This is a genomic window from Candidatus Saccharibacteria bacterium (genome assembly GCA_016432585.1).
Taxonomy (GTDB): domain Bacteria; phylum Patescibacteriota; class Saccharimonadia; order Saccharimonadales; family Saccharimonadaceae.
In genome coordinates, this window is record CP066696.1 from 635,119 (window position 1) to 654,322 (window position 19,204).

Genomic DNA, 19,204 nt, shown 5'->3' on the forward strand with positions numbered 1-19,204 from the left:
ATTATATCATAAATTACTGTAAAAAGCAATAATCTAAAAACAACCCGCCTGCATAGGCGGGTTGTTTTAGTAGAAAACTGACTAGTCTTTCTTTTCGCTAAGACTTCCGGCAGCCATGTAGAACCAGCTTTCAGGCTTATCGTCGTACTTGCCAGCAAGGATGTCTTTCGCATCGCGAATAGTGTCTTCTAGCTTGATGTAGACGCCTGGGTTACCCGTAAACTGCTCGGCAACATAGAACGGCTGAGCAAAGAATCGCTGCAAGCGGCGAGCGCGACCAACGATTTGTTTCTGGTCGTCGGAAAGCTCCTCCATACCAAGGATCGCAATAATATCCTGCAATTCTTTGTACTGCTGAAGTACACGCTGTACCTCGCGCGCTACCTTGTAGTGCTCTTCGCCCACAACTTCTGGGTCGAGGCTGTTCGAGCTACTATCGAGGACATCAACGGCAGGGTAGATACCAATTTCGGTCAGCGCACGGTTCATAACGATCGTTGCGTCGAGGTGAGCAAAGGTCGTTGCAGGCGCTGGGTCGGTAAGGTCGTCGGCTGGCACGTAAACGGCCTGTACAGAGGTAATCGAGCCCTTTTTCGTAGAGGTGATTCGCTCTTGCAATGCACCCATTTCTTGCTGAAGGTTAGGCTGGTATCCAACGGCAGATGGCAAACGGCCAAGCAGTGCTGAAACTTCGGCACCGGCCTGGGTGTAGCGGTAGATGTTGTCAATGAAAAGAAGGACGTCTTTTCCATCGTCACGGAAGCTCTCGGCCATAGCAAGACCAGCAAGCGCAACGCGAAGACGTGCTCCAGGCGGCTCGTTCATCTGGCCGAATACGAGGCTTGTTTTGCCAAGCACGCCGGCTTCTTCCATTTCGTAGTAAAGGTCGTTACCTTCACGAGTACGCTCACCAACACCAGCAAATACCGAGTTACCACTGTGGAATTTAGCGATATTGTTGATAAGTTCTTGAATAAGCACGGTTTTACCAACACCAGCACCGGCAAACAGACCAGCTTTACCACCCTTGGTAAGAGGAGCGATAAGGTCGATAACTTTAATACCGGTTTCAAGGATTTCGGTTTTGTTTGACTGCTCGGCAAGAGCAGGTGGTTCACGGTGGATAGACGCGCGCTTGCCCGTAACAGCCTTGCCGCCGTCGATTACATCACCAACAACGTTGAACATTCGACCCTGGGTCTGCTCGCCAACAGGTACACTAATTGCGCCGCCAGTGGCTTTTACTGCGTCGCCGCGCTTTAGGCCGTCGGTCGACGACATAGAGATAGCACGAACGGTGCGTTCGTCTAGGTGCTGCGCGGTTTCGAGCGTAATGGTTTTGCCACCAAGCTCAATCTCTAGGGCTTCGTACATGCCCGGAAGGTTGTTATCAAATTCTACGTCCACAACCACACCCACAACCTGGGTAACGCGGCCTAGAACGGTTTGTTCTTTACTCATCATATTCTCCTTTATTCACTAAGGGCTTCCACGCCGCCTGATATTTCTGCTAATTCTTGGGTAATCGCACCTTGGCGAACTTTGTTCATGGCAAGGGTCAAATCGTCTACTAGATCTGATGCGTTGTCGGTTGCGTTTTTCATGGCAATCATCTGCATACTGTATTCGCTGGCTTTTGCATCGAGTAGCGCTTGGAACAGCTGTGCCTCGACAAGCCGGTAAGCGACACCGTCGAGCACTTCTTGGATATTCGGCTCGTACAATGCGTCGCGGACAGCATCGGTTACTTCTGTTTCGTCAAAACCAGCAGGCAAGATTCGCTTTACTGTAGCTTTTTGGTTAATGCTACTGACAAATTCGGTATAAACGATATCCACTGCATCGACGTCGCCCGAGATAAACTGGTCACGCGCCGTATCAAGCACCGAGCGCAATTCACTGCCGTCTGGACGATCGGGAAGGTGCTCGTAAACACCGATAATCGACGTATCCTTAAGGCGGGCGGCAAACTGCGAAACCTTACGCCCTACAGTAATAGTGGCGTTGGCGATGCCTTTTTTATCGTCGTCGCGAAGCTCACGCAGGTAGGCCTTAAATACGTTACTGTTGTAGGCTCCTACCAACCCTTTATCGGCGGCAATCACAACCAAAAGGCGCTTTTTTACCTCACGCTTTGCAAACAATGGGTGATCGTCGGTGACGCCCTGGCTTGCTAGAAACGTCAACAACTCGCTAGCAGCGCGCGTATACGGTGCAGCAGCCTTGTCGGCCTCTTGAGCGCGGCGCATTTTGCTCGCCGCGACCATCTGCATCGCTTTTGTAATCTGCTTGGTATTTTTAACCGAGCGGATTCGCGATTTTAGTTGTTGTGTTGAAGCCACGTTTTACTCCTCAAACCCTTTGGCGACAGCCTTGGCGGTTTTTTGCAAAAGTTTTATCGTGTCTTCGGTTGGCTTATCACCCTTGTTGATATCGCGCATAACGTCTTTGTGATCGGTCCATAGGCGAGTCAAAAGCGCAGCCTGCGCATCTTTGATCTTCGCGACCGGAACGTTATCAAAGAAGCCGCCGTTTGCTGCCGTAAGGCTCGCAACTTGTTCCCAAATACTCATTGGCTGGTATTGTGGCTGTTTCAAAAGCTCGGTAAGGCGCATACCGCGGTCGATCTGAGATTTCGTCTCGGCATCGAGGTCGCTACCAAACTGCGCAAAGCTTGCAAGCTCGCGGAACTGGCTAAGGCCCAGCTTTAGGTGCCCACTAACGCTCTTAACCGCTTTGGTTTGAGCGTCACCACCCACACGAGAAACCGAAAGACCTGCCGAAATAGCTGGTCGGATACCCTGGTAAAAGAGGTCGGTCTCCATAAAGATCTGACCATCGGTGATAGAAATCACGTTAGTTGGAATATATGCCGAGATATCACCAGCTTGCGTTTCGATAATAGGCAAGGCAGTAAGACTACCGGCGCCAAGATCATCGGAAAGCTTAGCTGATCGTTCAAGAAGACGAGAGTGAAGATAGAAAACGTCACCCGGGTAGGCTTCGCGTCCTGGTGGGCGACGAAGAAGCAATGACATCTGTCGGTAGGCAACAGCGTGCTTAGTAAGGTCGTCGTAGATCATAAGCGCGTGCTGTTTGTTGTCGCGGAAGTATTCGCCCATAGCGGTAGCGGCATATGGCGCAAGATACAGCATAGACGCAGGATCGCTAGGACCAGTCGCAACGATAATCGTTTGATCCATAACGCCCTCTTGCTTGAGACGATCAACAAGACGAGCGATCTTCGAAAGCTTTTGACCAATAGCAACATACACGTTTACCACACCAGTTTTTTGCTTTGCCTGGTTAATCATGGTGTCAATCGCAATTGCTGTTTTACCAGTTTGGCGGTCACCGATGATAAGCTCTCGCTGGCCACGACCAACAGGGAACATAGCGTCGATTGCCATGATACCGGTCATAAGTGGCTCGTGCACGTGCTTTCGGCCAAGAACACCGACCGCTTCGCGCTCGACAAGACCAGTGAGCTTCGTTTTGATAGCCGGTCCACCATCAAGAGGGCGACCGAGTGGGTCAACGATACGGCCAAGAAGTTCAGGGCCAACCGGAACCTCAAGCTGCGTACCCTTTAAACGAACCGTGTTTCCAGCAGAAACATCGGCATCGCTACCTAAAAGTACCGCACCAATTTCGTCTTCCATAAGGTTGAGGGCAAACGCCTCAACTGTTCCGTTTTTCGTCTCGATCTCGAGCATTTCAGAGAATCCAGCACTGCGAAGGCCATGAACCCATGCAACACCGTCACCAATTCGGGTGACAATTCCAACGCTTTCGAGGTTTTCGGACGTGTCAAGAGCCGCGATTGCGTCGCGGAGATCCTTTGACAATTCTGTTACTGCTATATCAGCCATAATTCCTCTTTTTCCTTACAGTTGTTTCGCCCGTAGGGCAGTTAGTTTTCGTCGCACCGTTCCATCGAAACGCTTACCTGGAATATCTATCCGAATTCCGCCAAGAAGGGTTGGGTCGATCGTTTCGCGTAGTTGGACTGATTTTCCGCCGATCATCTTGGCAACCTCGGTCTTTAGCGTAGCGGATAGTGGATGCGCGCTTGCGACATCGGCTACCGTAACACCACGTTCTGAAAGGGCGGTTTCGATATCGCGGACAAGTAACTCTAGCTCGCGTGTTCGTCTCGTATCAACAAGGTACGCGGCAACCGTGCGCATAACATCGCCAGGCTTTTTGCCACTTACCAGGCTATCCGCAACATGCGCGGCAATTTTTCGGCGGGACAAACGTGCGGCCATTAAATTACTTCGCCTCCCGAACTGCTGCGGCGATCACTTTTTCATCTACCTGAGACGAAACCGCTTTACCAACAACTTTTTCGGTTGCCTGAGCAACAAGTTCGATCGTTTCGTTGTGCAGTGCTTTACGAGCGCTTAAAACTTCTTTATCGATTTGATCTTTAGCGTCGGCAATCGTTCGTTCGGCGCGTTCTTTTGCTTTCGTGTCAGCAAGACTCACGGCAGCAGCGGCTTCTTCTTTGGCAGTCGAAACGATTTCGCTGGCTTCACGGCGAGCTTCTTTTAGAAGCTTTTCAACTTCGGTCTTAGCGGCATCTGCTTTCTTTTCGGCAGCTTGAGCCGCTTGAACGCCAGCCTCAATATCAGCATCACGCTTTTCGAGCATACGTGTCAGCGGCGGAAAGACGAACTTCGACAAGAACCATAGCAAAATCAAGAAAGCGACCGTCTGAAGAATCAGCAGTTTCCAGTCGATACCAAGCGCGGTGAACAGATTGCTCTCTTCGGCTGCAGCTTCGCTCGATGCCATAATTGTTAGTATCGTATTCATCTGGGATTATATTCCTAGATAAACTTCGCGATAATAGCAACGATGATACCGATGATAGCAAGGGCGTCGATGAACGAGATACCCAAGATCATCATGGTTCGGATTTCGTTGACTTTTTCTGGGTTGCGGCCAAGTGCGTTTACCGCAGCGCTACCAACAAGACCAGCACCAAGTGCAGCAAAAGCAGCAGGGATAGCGTAAGTCAAACCAAATGCGAGTTGTTCCATAATATTATTTTCTCCTTTTATTTATTACCTTAAATTATATCATTCCCTAGCCGGGGCAGGTGCCTGGGCATTAGCAGAAGAGGAATGAGCGTGTGAATCTGCACTTTCGTGCGGGCCGTGGGACATAAGACCGAGCGATACAAAAACGGTCGTCAGCATGAAGAAAATGTACGCCTGAATGCCACCAATAAACAGCTCGAATATATAGAACGGAGGAAGTGCGGCAACAGAGAAGTAATCTGTAAGAAACGCAACCATTACCAATAGAACCTCGCCGGCAAACACGTTACCGAAAAGACGCATACTAAGCGCGATTGTTCGCGAAAACTCTGCAAAAATCTCAAGAATTCCCTCGAACGCGCCAGCAGGATCTTTAAATGGATTGCGAAGATAGCGACCGGCATTACCAAAAAAGCCATGAACCTTAATTGCGTAAATCTGCGCCGTAACAAGCATAAGAATAGCAAGACCAAATGTCGTGTTGAGATCGGCGGCGAATCCACGGAAGAGAGGGACGCCATCGATAGTGATAGGACCAACGAAGGGAAGGATGCCCAGGTAGTACTGCACGATAACGAAAAAGAACATGGCGATAGGAAGAGGTGCGAACTTTTTCGCGATCTCTTTGTCGCCAACCACCTGAAGTACGGTGTTATATAGCCCTTCGTAGGCCCATACGATAAGTTTTACAAACGTATTTCGCTTTTTGTTGTTCTTAACGACATAGGCCGTATAAACGAACATCCAGATAAGAAGCGCGTATCCCATAACTCCCATAAGAATAGAATTGGTGATAGGAATACCCCAAACACTAAAAATATGATCTGCCGCAAGAGAGACATGGGGAGAGTTTTCGGATGCGAATTGTGTTAATTGAATCATCTTTTTCCTACCTTTTTCATTTGTGAGCGCACTAGAAGGACTGCAATTGTTCCACCGATTACCGTGCCCGCTATCATAAACCAGGGCGCCGTGTGCATTTGCTTGTCAAGCAGCAGTCCCGCAATCAGTAAACCGATCGTTGGGATAAATAGCCGCCAAGTCGTGTCAGCCATCGTAAGTAGCAATAAAATAACCGTCGAGGAATCCGGCGGTACATTTTTGTCATCTCCGCTATTTGGTGATGTGCCCATGTACGTATACACTATAACAGCAGAGAAAGTATTTGTATAGAGATGCCACGACGAAATAACTCACCCCAGCACCGTCCTTTTGTTCAGGTAGCCAACAGCTGCCTTGATAAGCGGCGGTACGCCACCGAAAGCGAGGCAAAGCACGTCGCAGAGATACAAATGCTACAGCATCTTAGTTTAGAACTGTCGATCTATCACTGCGACCAATGTCGCGGCTGGCACTTAACCCGCCAAACTAGAACGAAGTAACCGGCAGAACGTTCGTGTAGCGGTTTGCTTTTGGAGTAGAGCTGTTTGTGGTTGTACCATCGCCAAGCTGACCGTTGCCGTTATTGCCGACCGTATAGACTTTTCCGTCTTCTGTTAGAACGACCGTAGTCCCATAGCCGCTCACGACATCTTTTGCCTTAACTGTTGATCCATTTATCGCCTGCATAGCAACAGGGGTGGAGCGTGCGGTCGTTGTACCATCGCCAAGCTGACCAAAGCTATTGGCGCCTGCACCATATACTTTGCCGTCGCTTCCCGTTACAAAAACGTTATTGTAGTCGGTATTCGTTGCCGTACCATACGCCGTTACATAGACATCTGTCGCCGTCACGCCAGAGGGCAATATGAATTTTACAGGGTAGGGCTGATAAAGATCGGTCGTGCCATTGCCAAGTTGCCCGATGTTGTTGTTTCCCGAACTCCACACCTCGCCGTTACTTGTAAGCACAGATGTAAACCACTGGTCTGTCGCCACCTTCGTAATCGTTCCCGCCGAAGAAGGAATGTTCCACTGCACTGTGCGCGCCCTGACATCAGGAAGGGAGAACTTCATAGTAGATGATGTCGTACACGTCGCCAGCTGCAAGGTTGCGGCGCTTGGGTTATTGAGACATTTACCGGTTTGCGGATTGCGAATCGTTTTGTCGTTGTTGAATTCAAACCGCTGCGCCGCCGTACCGTTGCATGTATACAATTGAAGAGTTACACCGTCACCACCGTTATTATCAAGACACGTATTTGTATTAGAGTTATAGATACTCAGATCAGTACGGAAAGTAAAGCGCTGCGGAGCAGTATCATTACAGGTATACACCTGGATGCCCGTTCCGTTACCGCTTGGGTTGTCGATACATTTACCCGACCCGTCGTTACTAATGGTAATATCGACACCACCAAGTTGCCCGTTAAAGTTAGCACCAGCCGACTTTACAACGCCCGTGTTATCCAGAACATGGGTCGTAATACCGTCGAACGCTATCTGGATAGCCTTCGGCTGGCCCGAGTTTCCGTAAGTACTAAACTGAACAGGAGTGGAGGAATCGGTTGTAGTGCCGTTTGCGAACTGCCCATGAGAATTACCGCCCCACGAGTAAACACGTCCGCCGGCCATTCGCAGCACTGCGCCTTGGTAGTCGCTTGCGATATTTGTCGATGGGACCGTATTTTGATCACCCGTTACTGTTGGCAGTGCCACGCGCGCAGGCGTCGAGGCGTTTGAACAGCCGCTAATAGTATAGTTCGTACCAAGGCGGCCATTGTCACAAAGCCCTGCCGCATAAACGTTGCCGCTTTCGGTAACAAAGTAGGTAACAAAGCCCGCCGGGCTAACAACTTTTCCTTCTTCACCGATTGGCAACACAACCTGAGATGGAATTGTTCTATAAGAGGTCGAGCCGTCTCCAAGCATACCGTAGCCGTTGTATCCCGTTCCAAAGATCTTTCCCGTATGAGTTAAGACAAACATATTGTAGCCACCCGAAACAAAGTTCGTAAACGCCGCGACCGCACGTTCCGATTCATTCAGCTCGTAAACAGTCGGCGTCAGACTATCCGAGTACGTGCCGTTACCAAGCTGCCCCCAACCGTTATAGCCGACTGCTCGCACTTTTCCGTCGGCGGCAATTGTTGCAAACGACGCACCGTACCCACCGGCATAACTAAACGCAATGGTATTAAGGCTTAGGTCGACACCGATACGCGCACTGGCAGAGTAGGTGAATGTACGCCACACTTCGCCGTTCGATTTTCGAAGCAATTCAACCTTACCCGTAGAGCGCACCAGCTGCGAAACCTCCATGTCCTCGGGCGGCTCGACAGTAAATGTCGCTCTCACGGTTGGCTGGCTCGTAGGATATTGCATGACAAAACAGCTCGCAGCGTTGGTGCAGGGAGTACCACCGCTACATGTCGTATTAGGGTAGAGGTTGCTTGCCGACCATTCCGGCACATAAGCGTTGTTACGCAGGCAGCCATTTGCGCGCGCCAGGCCCGATTCGGCAGCTTCGCGGGCAAGTTGTGTATAATATTGACTATCAAGCGCAGAGCGTATACTAGAAGTGGCACTGACGGCAGAAACAAGAACTGTCAGCATGATAACCGACGCAATAAGAATAGTCGGAAGCGCAAAACCGTTTTTACTGCCTGATAAACGAATCATTTACTCTATTTATAGAGCATAAGCATTACATAATCAATCTATTTCGTGTATACTATACAGTATATAGTAAAGGATGAGGGAGTCCCATGAACGACGAAACACAAGCAACAACCAACACGCCAGCCGACGACGCCAAGGTTATTATCTATAGCACTACCTGGTGCGCGTTTTGCAAAACTGAAAAACAATATCTTTCAAAACTTGGCGTTGCGTACATAGAAAAAGACGTCGAAGAGGACAAAGAAGCCTACGAGGAATTAATGCAAAAGAATGGCGGCGCCTACCAGGGCGTTCCCGTTACCGACATCGCAGGCACAATGATCCTAGGGTTCGACCGCCACAAAATCGACAGCGTACTAAAAGAGAAAAACCTCGTACCAGCAGCGTAGTTTTTAGAAAAATTAAAAAAGACAGTACAACGACGTACTGTCTTTTTTGTGACGTCGCGGGTATAACGCGGTCGTATGGACTCATTTTAACACACAATGTGCGTATAGTTATTTAGCACCAATTTGCACAACATCGCCGCCAATAGCATCCCTAAAGTAGCCATCGTGACTTACGAATACAATCGCCCCCGAGTACTTAGTAAGCGCCGTCTCAAGTTCTTCAATACTTGGAAGGTCGAGGTGGTTTGTTGGTTCGTCAAGAATAAGAAGCTGGGGATCATCTGCCAACATCGAAATCACCTGAAAACGCGCTTTCTGGCCCCCGCTTAGTTTCGAAAGGGGAACATGACCATCACCCTCGGTAAACAAATAGTCGCTTAACAGACTTCTGATTTTTGATGTACTAATAGACAACCCGCGGTCGAGGTACATTTTCTCGATTGCATCTTGAAGCGTCAGGGCAAAGTAAGTAGGGCGAACTTCTTGCTCGTAAACACCAATACGGATGTTTTTATCGAGCGTGATATCGCCAGAAAATTTAACAATGCCGTTTTCTGTAGGTGCCGCAAGCAGCGCCTTGATAAGCGTTGTTTTACCCGCACCGTTTCGCCCACGAATTTCCAGCGCCTCGCCCTCACGAAGGTCGATATTAATACCCTTAAATAGTGGTGCGTCACCATATCCAAGCGACAAATCCTTAACGTTCACAAGCACATGCTTGCTGCGCGATTCTTCGCTTTTAAGATTCATGCGGATATTTTTTGCCTTGAACTTATCGTACTGGTTAGCTACCTTGTAGTTAAGATTTGCCGCAGATTCTTTATCGATCCAAAATGTCGGCTTTTCTTTTGCCTGAAGTTCGGCCAACTCCTTGCGAGAAACTTCTTCTAGACGTTTGAACTTTTGGATCGTACCTGGGTTGCGCGACTTTTCCTTGAGGCGCTGATAGTCAAGCACTTTAACCTTAAGATTGGCAATACGCTTTTCGATCATCTCAAATTCGTTCATTTGCGAGCCGGTGCTGACAGCATTTTGCTTTAAGTACGCGTCGTAGTTTCCCTTATAGCTGACACTTTCACCGTCTTTTAACTCGATAATACGGTCAACTTCGTTGAGGACGTCGCGGTCGTGAGTAATCACTAGCATAGCCTCGCGCGCATCACGCATCCAGTCGATAAACTGCGCTTTTGCCACGTAGTCCATATGGTTCGTCGGTTCGTCGACAAGCGCCAAGTGTGCATCGGAATGCATGATTTTTACCACTTCGACAAGGCGCTTCTGCCCACCCGAAAGGGAACTAAACGGCCTATGCGCGACATCTGGCAGCTGAAAATTATTCAGCTCGCGCTCGATTTGCTCTTCGATCTGATAAAAGCCCTTGTCATCGAAACGCATCAGCGCATCGGTGTATTCGTTAATCTTTTGCATGTCGTCGCCCATAGTTTCGGGGTAGGTCTCGATAATGTGGCTCAACCCCGTGTATTCCGGTAGTCCAGAAAGAATATATTGCAACACTGTAGTATCGCCCATATCGTGATGCTCCTGAGCAGTTGCCACGACCACTGTTCCGCGTCGGTAAATAATGTCACCGGTAAAATCTTTGTCGGTACCCGCAAGAAGGCTAAAGAGGGTAGACTTGCCAACACCATTACGCCCAACAACACCAACCTTTTCACCGTCGTCGATACTAAAACGAATCCCATGCATTAAAACCTTGGGGCCAAAACTTTTTTCCGTCACTGTTATATCGGCGATCATATCTGTAGCAGTATAGCACAACCTGGACATTTTATAGAATATATGCTATAATTTATACTAAGAAATCGCACTGCTCACCTACGAAGGAGATGTCTTCTCGTGGACACGCTCAAGATTCTCGTTCTTTCCATCCTTGCGGTTGGGCTGATCTGCCTGATCGTCCGAGCGGCACGTCGCCGCCCGGACAACGTCGACCCGCGCGAGGACCTTGCCACCGCCCAGCGTCAGCTGGAGGAGGCCGAGCACGACCTCGCACTGATCGACCAGCAACTGCGTCAGACGCACATCAACACGGTCCAGGACGCATGCGTCATCATCGCCGAGAACGCCCGCACCGAGGGTCTGCGAGCGCTCCCCACCCAGGGAAGTGACCGCGAACTCGAAAGTGCTATCGCCGATGCACGCTCGTTCCTGAACAAGATCGCGGAGACGGCGCGACTCAACATCGAGCTGTCCCAGGGCCTCATCGACGACGATGAGGAGATCAAGGAGATCGCACAGCGCTTCAACCACGCCCTGACCGACCTGATCGCCACCCGTGGAAAGACCGTCGCCGTGTTCGCACGCGAGACGGACGTTCCGCAGGCACTGGCCGAGCAGCTGGTCGCGTTCTACCTTCGCGACGAACTGACCAGCATCATGCGGCCCGCGAACCTCACCACCGAGGCCGTCGCGTTCCTCGACGACCTTCCGTTCGACAACGCGCGCAACACCCGCAAGTCCACCGCCATCCTCCGCAACACCATCGCACAGCAGATCGGTGCCGGAACGCTGGTGGTGGCGTACAACTACACCTCTCTCCTCATCCCCAGAGGAGGAGAGATCCCCGTCCACGTCATCGCGACGCGGCAAAACCTGCGCTGAGTTCCACGCGCAGCACTTCCATGAGGAGTGCGCCGGAGCTCGGCGCACTTTTCATTTGTTTAATTATTGATTATATGGTATTATATTTATCAGGATCTACCGAAGGAGAGTGCGTGCTATCTGGTTTGCTTTTCGGGCGACGACCGCTACTCAACAAGAGTCAGCAGCAGCAAATCGCCGCCCAGATTGTCGAGCTGATTCAGCGCGAACACGGCAAGGTCGCCGTTTTCGCCTCGGCCCGACACGTCGCATACGAGCTGGCAATCAGCCTGCTCTTACTGCGCAAACACAACCGGCTTCTGCCCGTCATGAAGGAATCGCAGCTTACGCGGCAGTGCGTCGCGTTCCTCGAACGACTTCCGATGGGCACGCGACAAGAGCTCGAACGCTCGGCAAGAACGCTCGCAAAAGCTCTCGCGCCACGGTTACGCTCGGGTGAGATTATTCTCGTTCCTGACGGTCGTGGACTGTGCATACCAGGAGAGGGAACAATCCCGCGTCACAACCTGCTCCACAAAGATCACGTGCGCTGAGCTTCGATCACCTGAAAATGAAAGGTGCGCCGAAACTTGGCGCACCTTTCATTTCTGCAACTCATTGCTAATTTATCATTTTTATTGTATTCTTCTACTGTTCTTGTCCATGTCATCACCAGGGGGTGAATATCATGTTACGAGTCGAGCCATCTGCACAGCAGCAGACTGCCGCCATCATCGCCGGCATCAATCTGCTCCTCAGAACCCGGACACACGGCATCCATGTCGCCGGGCCGAAGCAGCAAATTGCAGCCTCGTTAGCATTCCGCATCACGGAAACGGCGCTGCGAGGAACGACCCGATTTCCGGAGCAGCTCGACCTAGAGGATATTGCCGTACTTACGGCGCTCCTCCCGTTTCACTCGCAAAGCGCTCGCAAGACGACTAAGGACCTGCTGACCGCCATCATTCGGAATGAAATCAATTCTGGCCGGATGGTGGCGGCAGAAGTCACGTCGCCACAGCGAGCCGTTCAGCGTCACGTTACGGAGTACTGGGTAATGACACCTGAACAATGGCAAGACCTCCAGCGGATGCGCACAGCGCTTCCCAGAGGCACAACCTACCGGCGCGCCCTGACCTCAAGATGACGCTTCTCAGAACAAGCCTGTTCATGAAAAGTGCCCGCGGGTCACGGCGCACTTTTCATAGCTATTTTTTATGATATTCGGTAATGACTTCTTCGTAGAGCTTTGAAAGTTTGCCCACCTGACGCTTTTCGGTAAAGCGACGCGCTAATCTCTGGCTTGCTTCGCCGTATTCGACGCGTTTTTTAGGGTGCGCCAATAAATCTGCCACAATCGCAGCCAGCGCCTCTGGTGTATTTTCAGCATATGCACCATTAACACCAGACTCTAGCACCTCTGAGACCTCGGTATCAACAAGCACCATCGGAAGGCCGGCAAGCGCCGCTTCGTGAACCGCCCAGCCCTGCGTATCCGTAAGAGAAGGGAATACAAACACATCCATAGCCGCGTATCCGACGCCAAGGTTTTCGCGCTGGATTGCGCCAGTAAACGTAAAACGGTCCGGATATTTTGATTTTGCAGCCGCTTCTTCTAGCACCTCTTTATGATCGAAGTCGCCGATAAACAGCATGCGCGCCCTTGGTCGCTTTTCAGCCACAAGTTCTAGTGTAGGAATAAGCATGTCCAGATTTTTCTCGGCACCAAGACGCCCAACAAACCCAAAAACTTCGTCTTTCGGATCGATACCCCATTTCTCGCGGAACTCCTTTAACTGCGCCTCGGTGGGTGGGCGAAGGCGATCGACGCCGTTTGGCATAAGCGTCACTTCGTATTTGTAATCGTCTTTTTCTTGCCAGCTTTCGAGTTGGTTTTTGCTTTTGCGGCTTAGGGCAATGACTGCGTCACACTTGCTGTAAATAAGCGTAATAGCGTGCTCGACAATATCGATATTCCACTGAACACGGCCACGACGCGGACGGTAGAGCTTCATAATTTCGCGGACATCCTTACCATCTACCTTTACCACAAATGGCAGCAACGAAATAAGCAGCAGAAGGCCAGGGAGGAGTAATCCGTCACGGTAATGTTCGACATATTGGCGAAGATCGGTACAATGCTGAGCAACGATTGGCGTGTTCGTTTTGAACGCAGCGTAGGTTCCCATCATACCCACCTGACCCGGTGTAAAGATATGAATGACATCGAGATCAAGATCTTTTATTTTTGAAAGAACATACGGAGGGAAGAACAGGCTCGTGTCGTAATCGTCGTAAAACGCGCCCTTAATACTTGGAAAGCGAATCACATATTCGTCTTCGTCGAGCCGCACCGATTGCTGGCTGGGGCGAATCGAACTGCCCGGACAAAAAATAAATACCTCGTGTCCTTGTTCTTCAAGATGTTTTTTTAATGATTCGACCACGAAAACGATACCGTTTATCGAGGGTCGATACGTGTCTGTAAAAAGGCCTATACGCATAATTGTTTTCTATTATACCAGCTGCCGATACAGTTTGACGAGACGTTCCGCGGCCGCACTACTGTCAAAACGAGCTGCGATTGCCTTCGTTTTCTTTTTTTGCTCAGCATACGCAGTTTTACTGTCGCGCAGCTTAACCACTGCAGCGGTAAAGTCGTCGTCACTACAACGTATGGCGTCGTTTGCGAATGTATCGTTGTATTCCGGGATATCGCGCAGAATGATTGGGAGGTTGGCACCAGCCGCCTCAAGCACGCACATTGGGTGGTTTTCTTGCTCGGCAGGTAAACAAAAGACATCTGCGGCAGCAAGGTAATCGCTTACTTTTTCGTGAGGAATAACACCGGTAATCGTAAGGTTTGGCGGCACATTATCCATAAGGTTTTGCATTTTCGCGTAATCGGCACCTAGTTTTTTAAACGGAATGCCGCCCACCCAAACAAATTCAACATCTGGCAATTCTTTTGCCATTTTTACAAAAATATCAAGCCGTTTGCGTGGCTGCACCTGGCCATTACCAAGCACCATAAAAACATCTGGCGAGATATCAAGGCGAGTTCGTGCGGCTTTTTTATCTGCAGCCGTGAACGAATAGCGACTCATATCAATGGTGTTGTAAAACACTTCGATTTTGTCTTTTGGAACACGCAGGTCGTCGTGCAGTACCTTGGCAACCGTTCCCGAAACAGCCAACACCTTATCGGCACGGTTATAGTACCAGCGCATGTAGCGTCGCATAAGCGGCATCCAGTATTTTGCAAGAACAATTGACCCAATCAACGAATCTGGCACAACATGCGCCGAAATCACCTTTGCAGGACCCTTATGCATAAGTTTTCGCCATGTTCGTGGACCGAACGTGTGCGCGTGAACGATATCACAATCAACAATCTTGCCGAAAGCGCCGCGAATTACTTTTGTATCTTTACGTTTCTCTAATGCCTCGGCCATCTCTACATAGGCAGTGTGAACACCGTGACCCTGGACAGTAATGTCACTTTCCGAGACCATATTAATGCGAATTGTTTTCATATGCTCCTTAGTTTACCACGACCTCGCGAATGAGTGAGGCAACGCGACCGGGTGATTCAATAGGCAACAGGTGGCCACCGCGCAGAAACACCACGCGCGTATCGCCAAAAACTTCTTCCATGTCCAGTGAATCGCGTTCAAGTGCAGTGGTGTCAAACATACCACACACCACTAGCGCAACCCCGCTGCGAGCATGCTTGTAGGCGCCTGCGTCGAGAATAATATCAACAAGCCGCGACTGGAACACAATTTGCGAATAGGTAGCTCGTGAGTTCCAGCCCACCCAGCGAACGCGGCGCATCGCCTCGCGGGTGCGCACTTTTGCGAGTGTCATGCCGCGAAGCAAAATAAACCCTCGCCAATTGTAAATATGCGCCCAAAAGTGAGCCGAATCCATAATCATTCGGGAATACCGAGCATACATGGCACTAGGTGTCGGAACCGGGTTAAGAAGAATGATTTTATGCCGCCGAATCATCTCCTCGTCGAGCACAGCAGAGCAGCCAAATGAATGAGCACAGATTGCGGCAATTGGACCAATTTTCTGCTCTATAGCGTCGATAGTTCGATTAAACCATTGCTGAAGCGCCGTGGCATCCGGAAGAGGGAAGGCGCTGCTTTTGCCGTGGCCCGGTAGATCAACGATTGCCACGCGATGGGTTTTCACTAGGTCGTGAGCAAGCGCCACTAAACCTGCATGATCACCACTGATTCCATGCACCAGCACAATAAGCGGCAAGTCGCTTGGCGAGCTGCACCAGACGCTCGTCACCTGACGGCCGTCGCGAATAGAAATCCGCTTCAATTGTGTCTGGCTCCACGCGGCATATTCCATATTATTCTCCAGCGGTAATCGTGGTACCGATTGGTTCTCCAGCACAAGCACGCGCAATATTACCTTCTTTTAGCAGCTCAAAAACGACAATTGATTGATCGTGGTCGTAGGCAAGCGCAATCGCTGCCTTATCCATAACCCGTATGTCGGGCTGTTCGACCGCTTGTTGCAGGGTAAGCGTATCAAACTTTACGGCTGCCGGGTTATTTGCCGGGTCGCTATCGTACACACCGTCGACCTTTGTTGCCTTCAAAATAGCATCGCATTCAAGTTCGAGTGCTAGGTTGACTGCCGCGGTATCGGTTGTAAGATATGGCCGGCCAATACCACCAGCAACCACAACGACGCGGTTTTTGCGAAGATGACTCAGTGCGCGACGATGCGTAAACTGGTCGGCAATTTGGTCGGCTTTGATATTCGTAAGAACGCGCGCCTCGACACCATTTGCGTTAAATACGTCGGTTAATGCCAATGCGTTCATAGTCGTTGCGAGCATGCCAATATTATCGGCCGTCACGCGGCCGATACCGTTACCCGCAAGCTGTGCGCCGCGAATAAAGTTTCCACCACCTATCATAACCACTACTTCTGCGTTCTGGATCTTGCTAATTTCTGCCGCGATCCACGTTGCCCGCTCGGCGTCGAACCCTCCGTCAAATTTTCCCTGAAGTTGTTCACCCGATAATTTCAAAAGAATACGCTTATACATGGCAATAGTATACCAGTAAAAACCTCATAAATGGAAAAGCCCTCCCGCCGTGGATCGCACGGGCGGAAGGGTGGAATCTTTTTCCAGTAGGTGGCCGTTGTTGGGCGTTCTACTTCAGAGCCGGGCTGCGCTGTTACGCGCTGCGCCAGTTGTAGCGGATCTTCGTGCCGCCGGCACCGCGCAGCCGACGATGTGCCGCCGGCCGGTTCGGTTCGACCGACAGCTGGTAGGTGGCGTGCAGCCAACCGCTCGGATCCGAGCGGAATACCCGCAGCTTCAGGACGCTGCCGTCCGACAGGAAGCATGCGGCCTTGTAGCTACCCACATCCAGCGTCGCCGCGTTATCGCCGAGCACGAACAGAGGGCGCAGCCCCTTGATCTGGTGTTCGACCTCGGCCGCCGTCAGCTCCGCACCCCGGAACAGAACCTTCTTGGGACCTCCGGTGCGGAGCGTCTCGAGCAGTTCCGTGGCGCTGGAGCGTGTGCGGCCCATGTCGATCCCCACGGGAACTCGCACGGTGGTTCGCCGGGCATACTCGCGGAGGAACGCCTTGGCGTCCGTCCACTTGACCGGTGATTGACCACGCCGCTGTACGCACAGGGCGTACTCGTACTGAAGCAGTACTCGCTGTTCGACGCGGTAGAAGATACGCAGGAGGATAGTGTCCTGCGCACCCACGAAACACACCGCCGACAGCTCGCCGACCTCAATACCACCGTCCCCGTTGACCGCAACGAGAACCTCCTGCTGACCCGCGAGACCGCTGATCGACTGCTGAAGCGCACGGAAGTTGTTCGACTTCCGCTCACCGCCCGCGGGGGGCGCTGACTGCGCATCTGCAGTGAATCGCTGAATCTTCGCGTCGACCTCACGCCGAAGCGTAGCGAGGTCGATGTCTTCCAGTAAGACCGCCGTGTTAGACATGGCGTCCTCTCTCTGATTGGAAATGATCCACCCTTCAGTATACAGTCCGAGCATTCCTTTTTCCACCTCTGTGGAAGATAAACAAAAGAGAAAGCCGCCCGTTCCCACACCGCAGACTGCAGTGGGTACTAGGGCGGCGTTCCCTTGTCGCGATCAGCCGATCAGTTCGTAGCCAGTGTGCGTTCGACGCCGCAGCCGCCAACCCGTCCGCCAGAGCGGCAGGTTGTTGGTGTGTGCGAACGCCAGCTTGCGCCGCTTCGCCCCGGCCGACATGAAGTTGTCGGCAATGAGGCAAAGCACCCAGAAAATCCCGGGCGCCGTCACCAGCCACTTGCGACCGTCCGACACGTCGGTTCCGAGCATCGTGATGAAGCAGGCGACCGCGAGGTACCCGTACCAGAAGTACAGGGCGTTGTGGTAGCGCTTGTTGGCGGAACGCATCTGATCGACGCGGTACGCGCTCATGTCCATCCACTCCATCACCAGAAAGGCAACGAACGCCCCGGAGAGGGCGGCGTAGTTCAGCTTGGGACTGAGGTCAACGTGCCCACCGGGGAGCGTCGTCGACATGCCCGCGATGAACAGTGCCAGAAACGGGTTTCCGGGGATGTACGAGAGGAACTGATACCGCGGACTCCACGGCGCCCAGTAACTCGCGAACAGCATCCCCACAACCTGCGGGATGATCGGGCAGATGATGAGGCAGATCAGGAGCGTGCTCCAAAATCCACCGCTCACCACCCACTGAAGGGGGAGAAGCAGGTCACGCATGACGCACCTTCCGTCGGTTCGACAAGGGTAGTTTACGAGGTAAACTCCACTATTTTTATCATATTATTACGAGTTTATCAATATTCCTTACAGAGGTGGAGTATTGACAATCTATATATTTTATGCTTAAATTAAAGAGTACAGCATATCCGCGCACGACCTCGGAAGGACCACTATGGACCGCCGCACGATCTACCTCGCAGACACGCTGTCGCTCCTTCGTGCTGTGAGCGTACTGGGCGTCATCACATTCTCGCTCGCGGGAATGTGGAAGACAGCACTCGTACTCCTCGCTCTCGGCTGGGCAACCGACCTGTTCGACGGCCTGGCCGCGCGCAAGTACGGCTGCTACCGCGACACGCATCCGAACTTCGACGCCGACGGCCTGGCCGACTCGGCGCTCGCGTTCGGCTCGTCGCTCGTTCCGATCGGCTACGCCATCCACCACACCGGGTGGCTCAGCGCACCGTCCATCACCCTCATGATCGTCTTCGTGGCGACCGTGGCACTCGGTGGCTGGATGGTGGCGATCATGAACAACCCCGTGACCCCGCTGAACCGCTGGGTCATCGCCATCAACATGATCGTCATGCACGGCGGCGTTCAGATCGTCGCCGTGATGCTCTGGTTCACGTACATGGCGTTCGGGTACGGCTTCGCCTTCGCGGTGGCCGTCAATGCGCTCGTCGCGATCACCGTCTACCAGCGCGACAAGGTGCTGCTCTGGTGGAACGGGCGCTTCGCCTGAGTCCAACCCGATCCGGCGTCAACGCACGAAGGAGACATGGGCGACCGCAACCGCGGCCGCCCTGTTTTCTTTTTAGACGCT

Annotated in this window: 21 protein-coding genes; 5 read left to right on the forward strand and 16 right to left on the reverse strand. The window is 51.7% G+C overall.

From position 1 onward, the window contains the following. Positions 1 to 81: 81 nt before the first annotated feature. The 9 genes from HZB75_03465 to HZB75_03505 all read right to left on the reverse strand — a co-directional run bounded on the left by HZB75_03465 (position 82) and on the right by HZB75_03505 (position 8,609). Positions 82 to 1,461: a F0F1 ATP synthase subunit beta gene (locus HZB75_03465; protein QQG51365.1), complete on the reverse strand. Its 1,380-nt coding sequence runs from the start codon at positions 1,459 to 1,461 to the stop codon at positions 82 to 84. Positions 1,462 to 1,472: 11 nt separating this feature from the next. After that, positions 1,473 to 2,342 carry an ATP synthase F1 subunit gamma gene (gene atpG / locus HZB75_03470; GenBank protein ID QQG50567.1) on the reverse strand — a complete coding sequence of 290 codons (870 nt, stop codon included), beginning with the start codon at positions 2,340 to 2,342 and terminating at the stop codon, positions 1,473 to 1,475. A gap of 3 nt (positions 2,343 to 2,345) precedes the next feature. After that, positions 2,346 to 3,872 carry a F0F1 ATP synthase subunit alpha gene (locus HZB75_03475; protein QQG50568.1) on the reverse strand — a complete coding sequence of 509 codons (1,527 nt, stop codon included), beginning with the start codon at positions 3,870 to 3,872 and terminating at the stop codon, positions 2,346 to 2,348. A gap of 15 nt (positions 3,873 to 3,887) precedes the next feature. After that, positions 3,888 to 4,271: a F0F1 ATP synthase subunit delta gene (locus tag HZB75_03480; protein ID QQG50569.1), complete on the reverse strand. Its 384-nt coding sequence runs from the start codon at positions 4,269 to 4,271 to the stop codon at positions 3,888 to 3,890. Between the two features lie 4 nt (positions 4,272 to 4,275). Continuing rightward, a complete protein-coding gene (gene atpF, locus HZB75_03485; protein QQG50570.1) occupies positions 4,276 to 4,821 on the reverse strand; it encodes a F0F1 ATP synthase subunit B in 546 nt (181 codons plus the stop codon). Between the two features lie 14 nt (positions 4,822 to 4,835). Then, positions 4,836 to 5,048 (reverse strand): H(+)-transporting ATPase, encoded by a 213-nt coding sequence (locus HZB75_03490; GenBank protein QQG50571.1) that lies wholly within the window; start codon positions 5,046 to 5,048, stop codon positions 4,836 to 4,838. A 39-nt stretch (positions 5,049 to 5,087) separates the two neighbouring features. Continuing rightward, on the reverse strand, positions 5,088 to 5,831 hold the full coding sequence (locus HZB75_03495) for a F0F1 ATP synthase subunit A (GenBank protein ID QQG51366.1): 744 nt from the start codon (positions 5,829 to 5,831) through the stop codon (positions 5,088 to 5,090). Positions 5,832 to 5,926: 95 nt separating this feature from the next. After that, entirely contained in the window at positions 5,927 to 6,181 is a 255-nt protein-coding gene (locus HZB75_03500) for an AtpZ/AtpI family protein (protein ID QQG50572.1), read from the reverse strand. A gap of 235 nt (positions 6,182 to 6,416) precedes the next feature. Then, positions 6,417 to 8,609 carry a ricin-type beta-trefoil lectin domain protein gene (locus HZB75_03505; GenBank protein QQG50573.1) on the reverse strand — a complete coding sequence of 731 codons (2,193 nt, stop codon included), beginning with the start codon at positions 8,607 to 8,609 and terminating at the stop codon, positions 6,417 to 6,419. A gap of 86 nt (positions 8,610 to 8,695) precedes the next feature. On the opposite strand from HZB75_03505, the gene HZB75_03510 reads away from it, so the two are divergent. Further along, positions 8,696 to 8,998: an NrdH-redoxin gene (locus HZB75_03510; protein ID QQG50574.1), complete on the forward strand. Its 303-nt coding sequence runs from the start codon at positions 8,696 to 8,698 to the stop codon at positions 8,996 to 8,998. 108 nt (positions 8,999 to 9,106) lie between these two features. On the opposite strand, the gene HZB75_03515 is transcribed toward HZB75_03510, so the two are convergent. Next, positions 9,107 to 10,756 (reverse strand): ABC-F family ATP-binding cassette domain-containing protein, encoded by a 1,650-nt coding sequence (locus HZB75_03515; GenBank protein ID QQG50575.1) that lies wholly within the window; start codon positions 10,754 to 10,756, stop codon positions 9,107 to 9,109. 99 nt (positions 10,757 to 10,855) lie between these two features. Here HZB75_03515 and HZB75_03520 point away from each other — a divergent pair, with 99 nt between their 5' ends. From HZB75_03520 to HZB75_03530, 3 genes are all read left to right on the forward strand, one after another. Continuing rightward, positions 10,856 to 11,620 (forward strand): hypothetical protein, encoded by a 765-nt coding sequence (locus HZB75_03520; protein ID QQG50576.1) that lies wholly within the window; start codon positions 10,856 to 10,858, stop codon positions 11,618 to 11,620. A 113-nt stretch (positions 11,621 to 11,733) separates the two neighbouring features. Next, positions 11,734 to 12,153 carry a hypothetical protein gene (locus HZB75_03525; GenBank protein QQG50577.1) on the forward strand — a complete coding sequence of 140 codons (420 nt, stop codon included), beginning with the start codon at positions 11,734 to 11,736 and terminating at the stop codon, positions 12,151 to 12,153. A 134-nt stretch (positions 12,154 to 12,287) separates the two neighbouring features. Continuing rightward, positions 12,288 to 12,746 (forward strand): hypothetical protein, encoded by a 459-nt coding sequence (locus HZB75_03530; GenBank protein ID QQG50578.1) that lies wholly within the window; start codon positions 12,288 to 12,290, stop codon positions 12,744 to 12,746. 61 nt (positions 12,747 to 12,807) lie between these two features. Here HZB75_03530 and HZB75_03535 read toward each other — a convergent pair whose 3' ends face one another. The 6 genes from HZB75_03535 to HZB75_03560 all read right to left on the reverse strand — a co-directional run bounded on the left by HZB75_03535 (position 12,808) and on the right by HZB75_03560 (position 18,375). After that, positions 12,808 to 14,103 carry a glycosyltransferase gene (locus HZB75_03535; GenBank protein QQG50579.1) on the reverse strand — a complete coding sequence of 432 codons (1,296 nt, stop codon included), beginning with the start codon at positions 14,101 to 14,103 and terminating at the stop codon, positions 12,808 to 12,810. A gap of 12 nt (positions 14,104 to 14,115) precedes the next feature. Further along, the gene (locus tag HZB75_03540) at positions 14,116 to 15,135 is read right to left on the reverse strand and encodes a glycosyltransferase family 4 protein (protein ID QQG50580.1); all 1,020 of its coding nucleotides are present in this window, start codon (positions 15,133 to 15,135) and stop codon (positions 14,116 to 14,118) included. 7 nt (positions 15,136 to 15,142) lie between these two features. Next, positions 15,143 to 15,970 carry an alpha/beta fold hydrolase gene (locus HZB75_03545; protein QQG50581.1) on the reverse strand — a complete coding sequence of 276 codons (828 nt, stop codon included), beginning with the start codon at positions 15,968 to 15,970 and terminating at the stop codon, positions 15,143 to 15,145. Position 15,971: 1 nt separating this feature from the next. Continuing rightward, complete coding sequence (gene pyrH / locus HZB75_03550) at positions 15,972 to 16,679, reverse strand: UMP kinase (protein QQG50582.1); 708 nt, start codon at positions 16,677 to 16,679, stop codon at positions 15,972 to 15,974. A 133-nt stretch (positions 16,680 to 16,812) separates the two neighbouring features. Continuing rightward, the gene (locus tag HZB75_03555) at positions 16,813 to 17,604 is read right to left on the reverse strand and encodes a hypothetical protein (GenBank protein QQG50583.1); all 792 of its coding nucleotides are present in this window, start codon (positions 17,602 to 17,604) and stop codon (positions 16,813 to 16,815) included. Positions 17,605 to 17,757: 153 nt separating this feature from the next. Continuing rightward, a complete protein-coding gene (locus HZB75_03560; GenBank protein ID QQG50584.1) occupies positions 17,758 to 18,375 on the reverse strand; it encodes a hypothetical protein in 618 nt (205 codons plus the stop codon). A 175-nt stretch (positions 18,376 to 18,550) separates the two neighbouring features. On the opposite strand from HZB75_03560, the gene HZB75_03565 reads away from it, so the two are divergent. Further along, a complete protein-coding gene (locus HZB75_03565) occupies positions 18,551 to 19,123 on the forward strand; it encodes a CDP-alcohol phosphatidyltransferase family protein (GenBank protein ID QQG50585.1) in 573 nt (190 codons plus the stop codon). Positions 19,124 to 19,204: the final 81 nt, after the last annotated feature.

What these genes read in the sequence shown, in the direction of transcription:
- HZB75_03465 (QQG51365.1), bottom strand. Translation starts at nt 1,461, where the DNA reads ATGAGTAAAGAACAAACCGTTCTAGGCCGCGTTACCCAGGTTGTGGGT.
- HZB75_03475 (QQG50568.1), bottom strand. Translation starts at nt 3,872, where the DNA reads ATGGCTGATATAGCAGTAACAGAATTGTCAAAGGATCTCCGCGACGCA.
- HZB75_03480 (QQG50569.1), bottom strand. Translation starts at nt 4,271, where the DNA reads ATGGCCGCACGTTTGTCCCGCCGAAAAATTGCCGCGCATGTTGCGGAT.
- atpF (QQG50570.1), bottom strand. Translation starts at nt 4,821, where the DNA reads ATGAATACGATACTAACAATTATGGCATCGAGCGAAGCTGCAGCCGAA.
- HZB75_03490 (QQG50571.1), bottom strand. Translation starts at nt 5,048, where the DNA reads ATGGAACAACTCGCATTTGGTTTGACTTACGCTATCCCTGCTGCTTTT.
- HZB75_03500 (QQG50572.1), bottom strand. Translation starts at nt 6,181, where the DNA reads ATGGGCACATCACCAAATAGCGGAGATGACAAAAATGTACCGCCGGAT.
- HZB75_03505 (QQG50573.1), bottom strand. Translation starts at nt 8,609, where the DNA reads ATGATTCGTTTATCAGGCAGTAAAAACGGTTTTGCGCTTCCGACTATT.
- HZB75_03510 (QQG50574.1), top strand. Translation starts at nt 8,696, where the DNA reads ATGAACGACGAAACACAAGCAACAACCAACACGCCAGCCGACGACGCC.
- HZB75_03515 (QQG50575.1), bottom strand. Translation starts at nt 10,756, where the DNA reads ATGATCGCCGATATAACAGTGACGGAAAAAAGTTTTGGCCCCAAGGTT.
- HZB75_03530 (QQG50578.1), top strand. Translation starts at nt 12,288, where the DNA reads ATGTTACGAGTCGAGCCATCTGCACAGCAGCAGACTGCCGCCATCATC.
- HZB75_03535 (QQG50579.1), bottom strand. Translation starts at nt 14,103, where the DNA reads ATGCGTATAGGCCTTTTTACAGACACGTATCGACCCTCGATAAACGGT.
- HZB75_03540 (QQG50580.1), bottom strand. Translation starts at nt 15,135, where the DNA reads ATGAAAACAATTCGCATTAATATGGTCTCGGAAAGTGACATTACTGTC.
- HZB75_03545 (QQG50581.1), bottom strand. Translation starts at nt 15,970, where the DNA reads ATGGAATATGCCGCGTGGAGCCAGACACAATTGAAGCGGATTTCTATT.
- pyrH (QQG50582.1), bottom strand. Translation starts at nt 16,679, where the DNA reads ATGTATAAGCGTATTCTTTTGAAATTATCGGGTGAACAACTTCAGGGA.
- HZB75_03555 (QQG50583.1), bottom strand. Translation starts at nt 17,604, where the DNA reads ATGTCTAACACGGCGGTCTTACTGGAAGACATCGACCTCGCTACGCTT.
- HZB75_03560 (QQG50584.1), bottom strand. Translation starts at nt 18,375, where the DNA reads ATGCGTGACCTGCTTCTCCCCCTTCAGTGGGTGGTGAGCGGTGGATTT.
- HZB75_03565 (QQG50585.1), top strand. Translation starts at nt 18,551, where the DNA reads ATGGACCGCCGCACGATCTACCTCGCAGACACGCTGTCGCTCCTTCGT.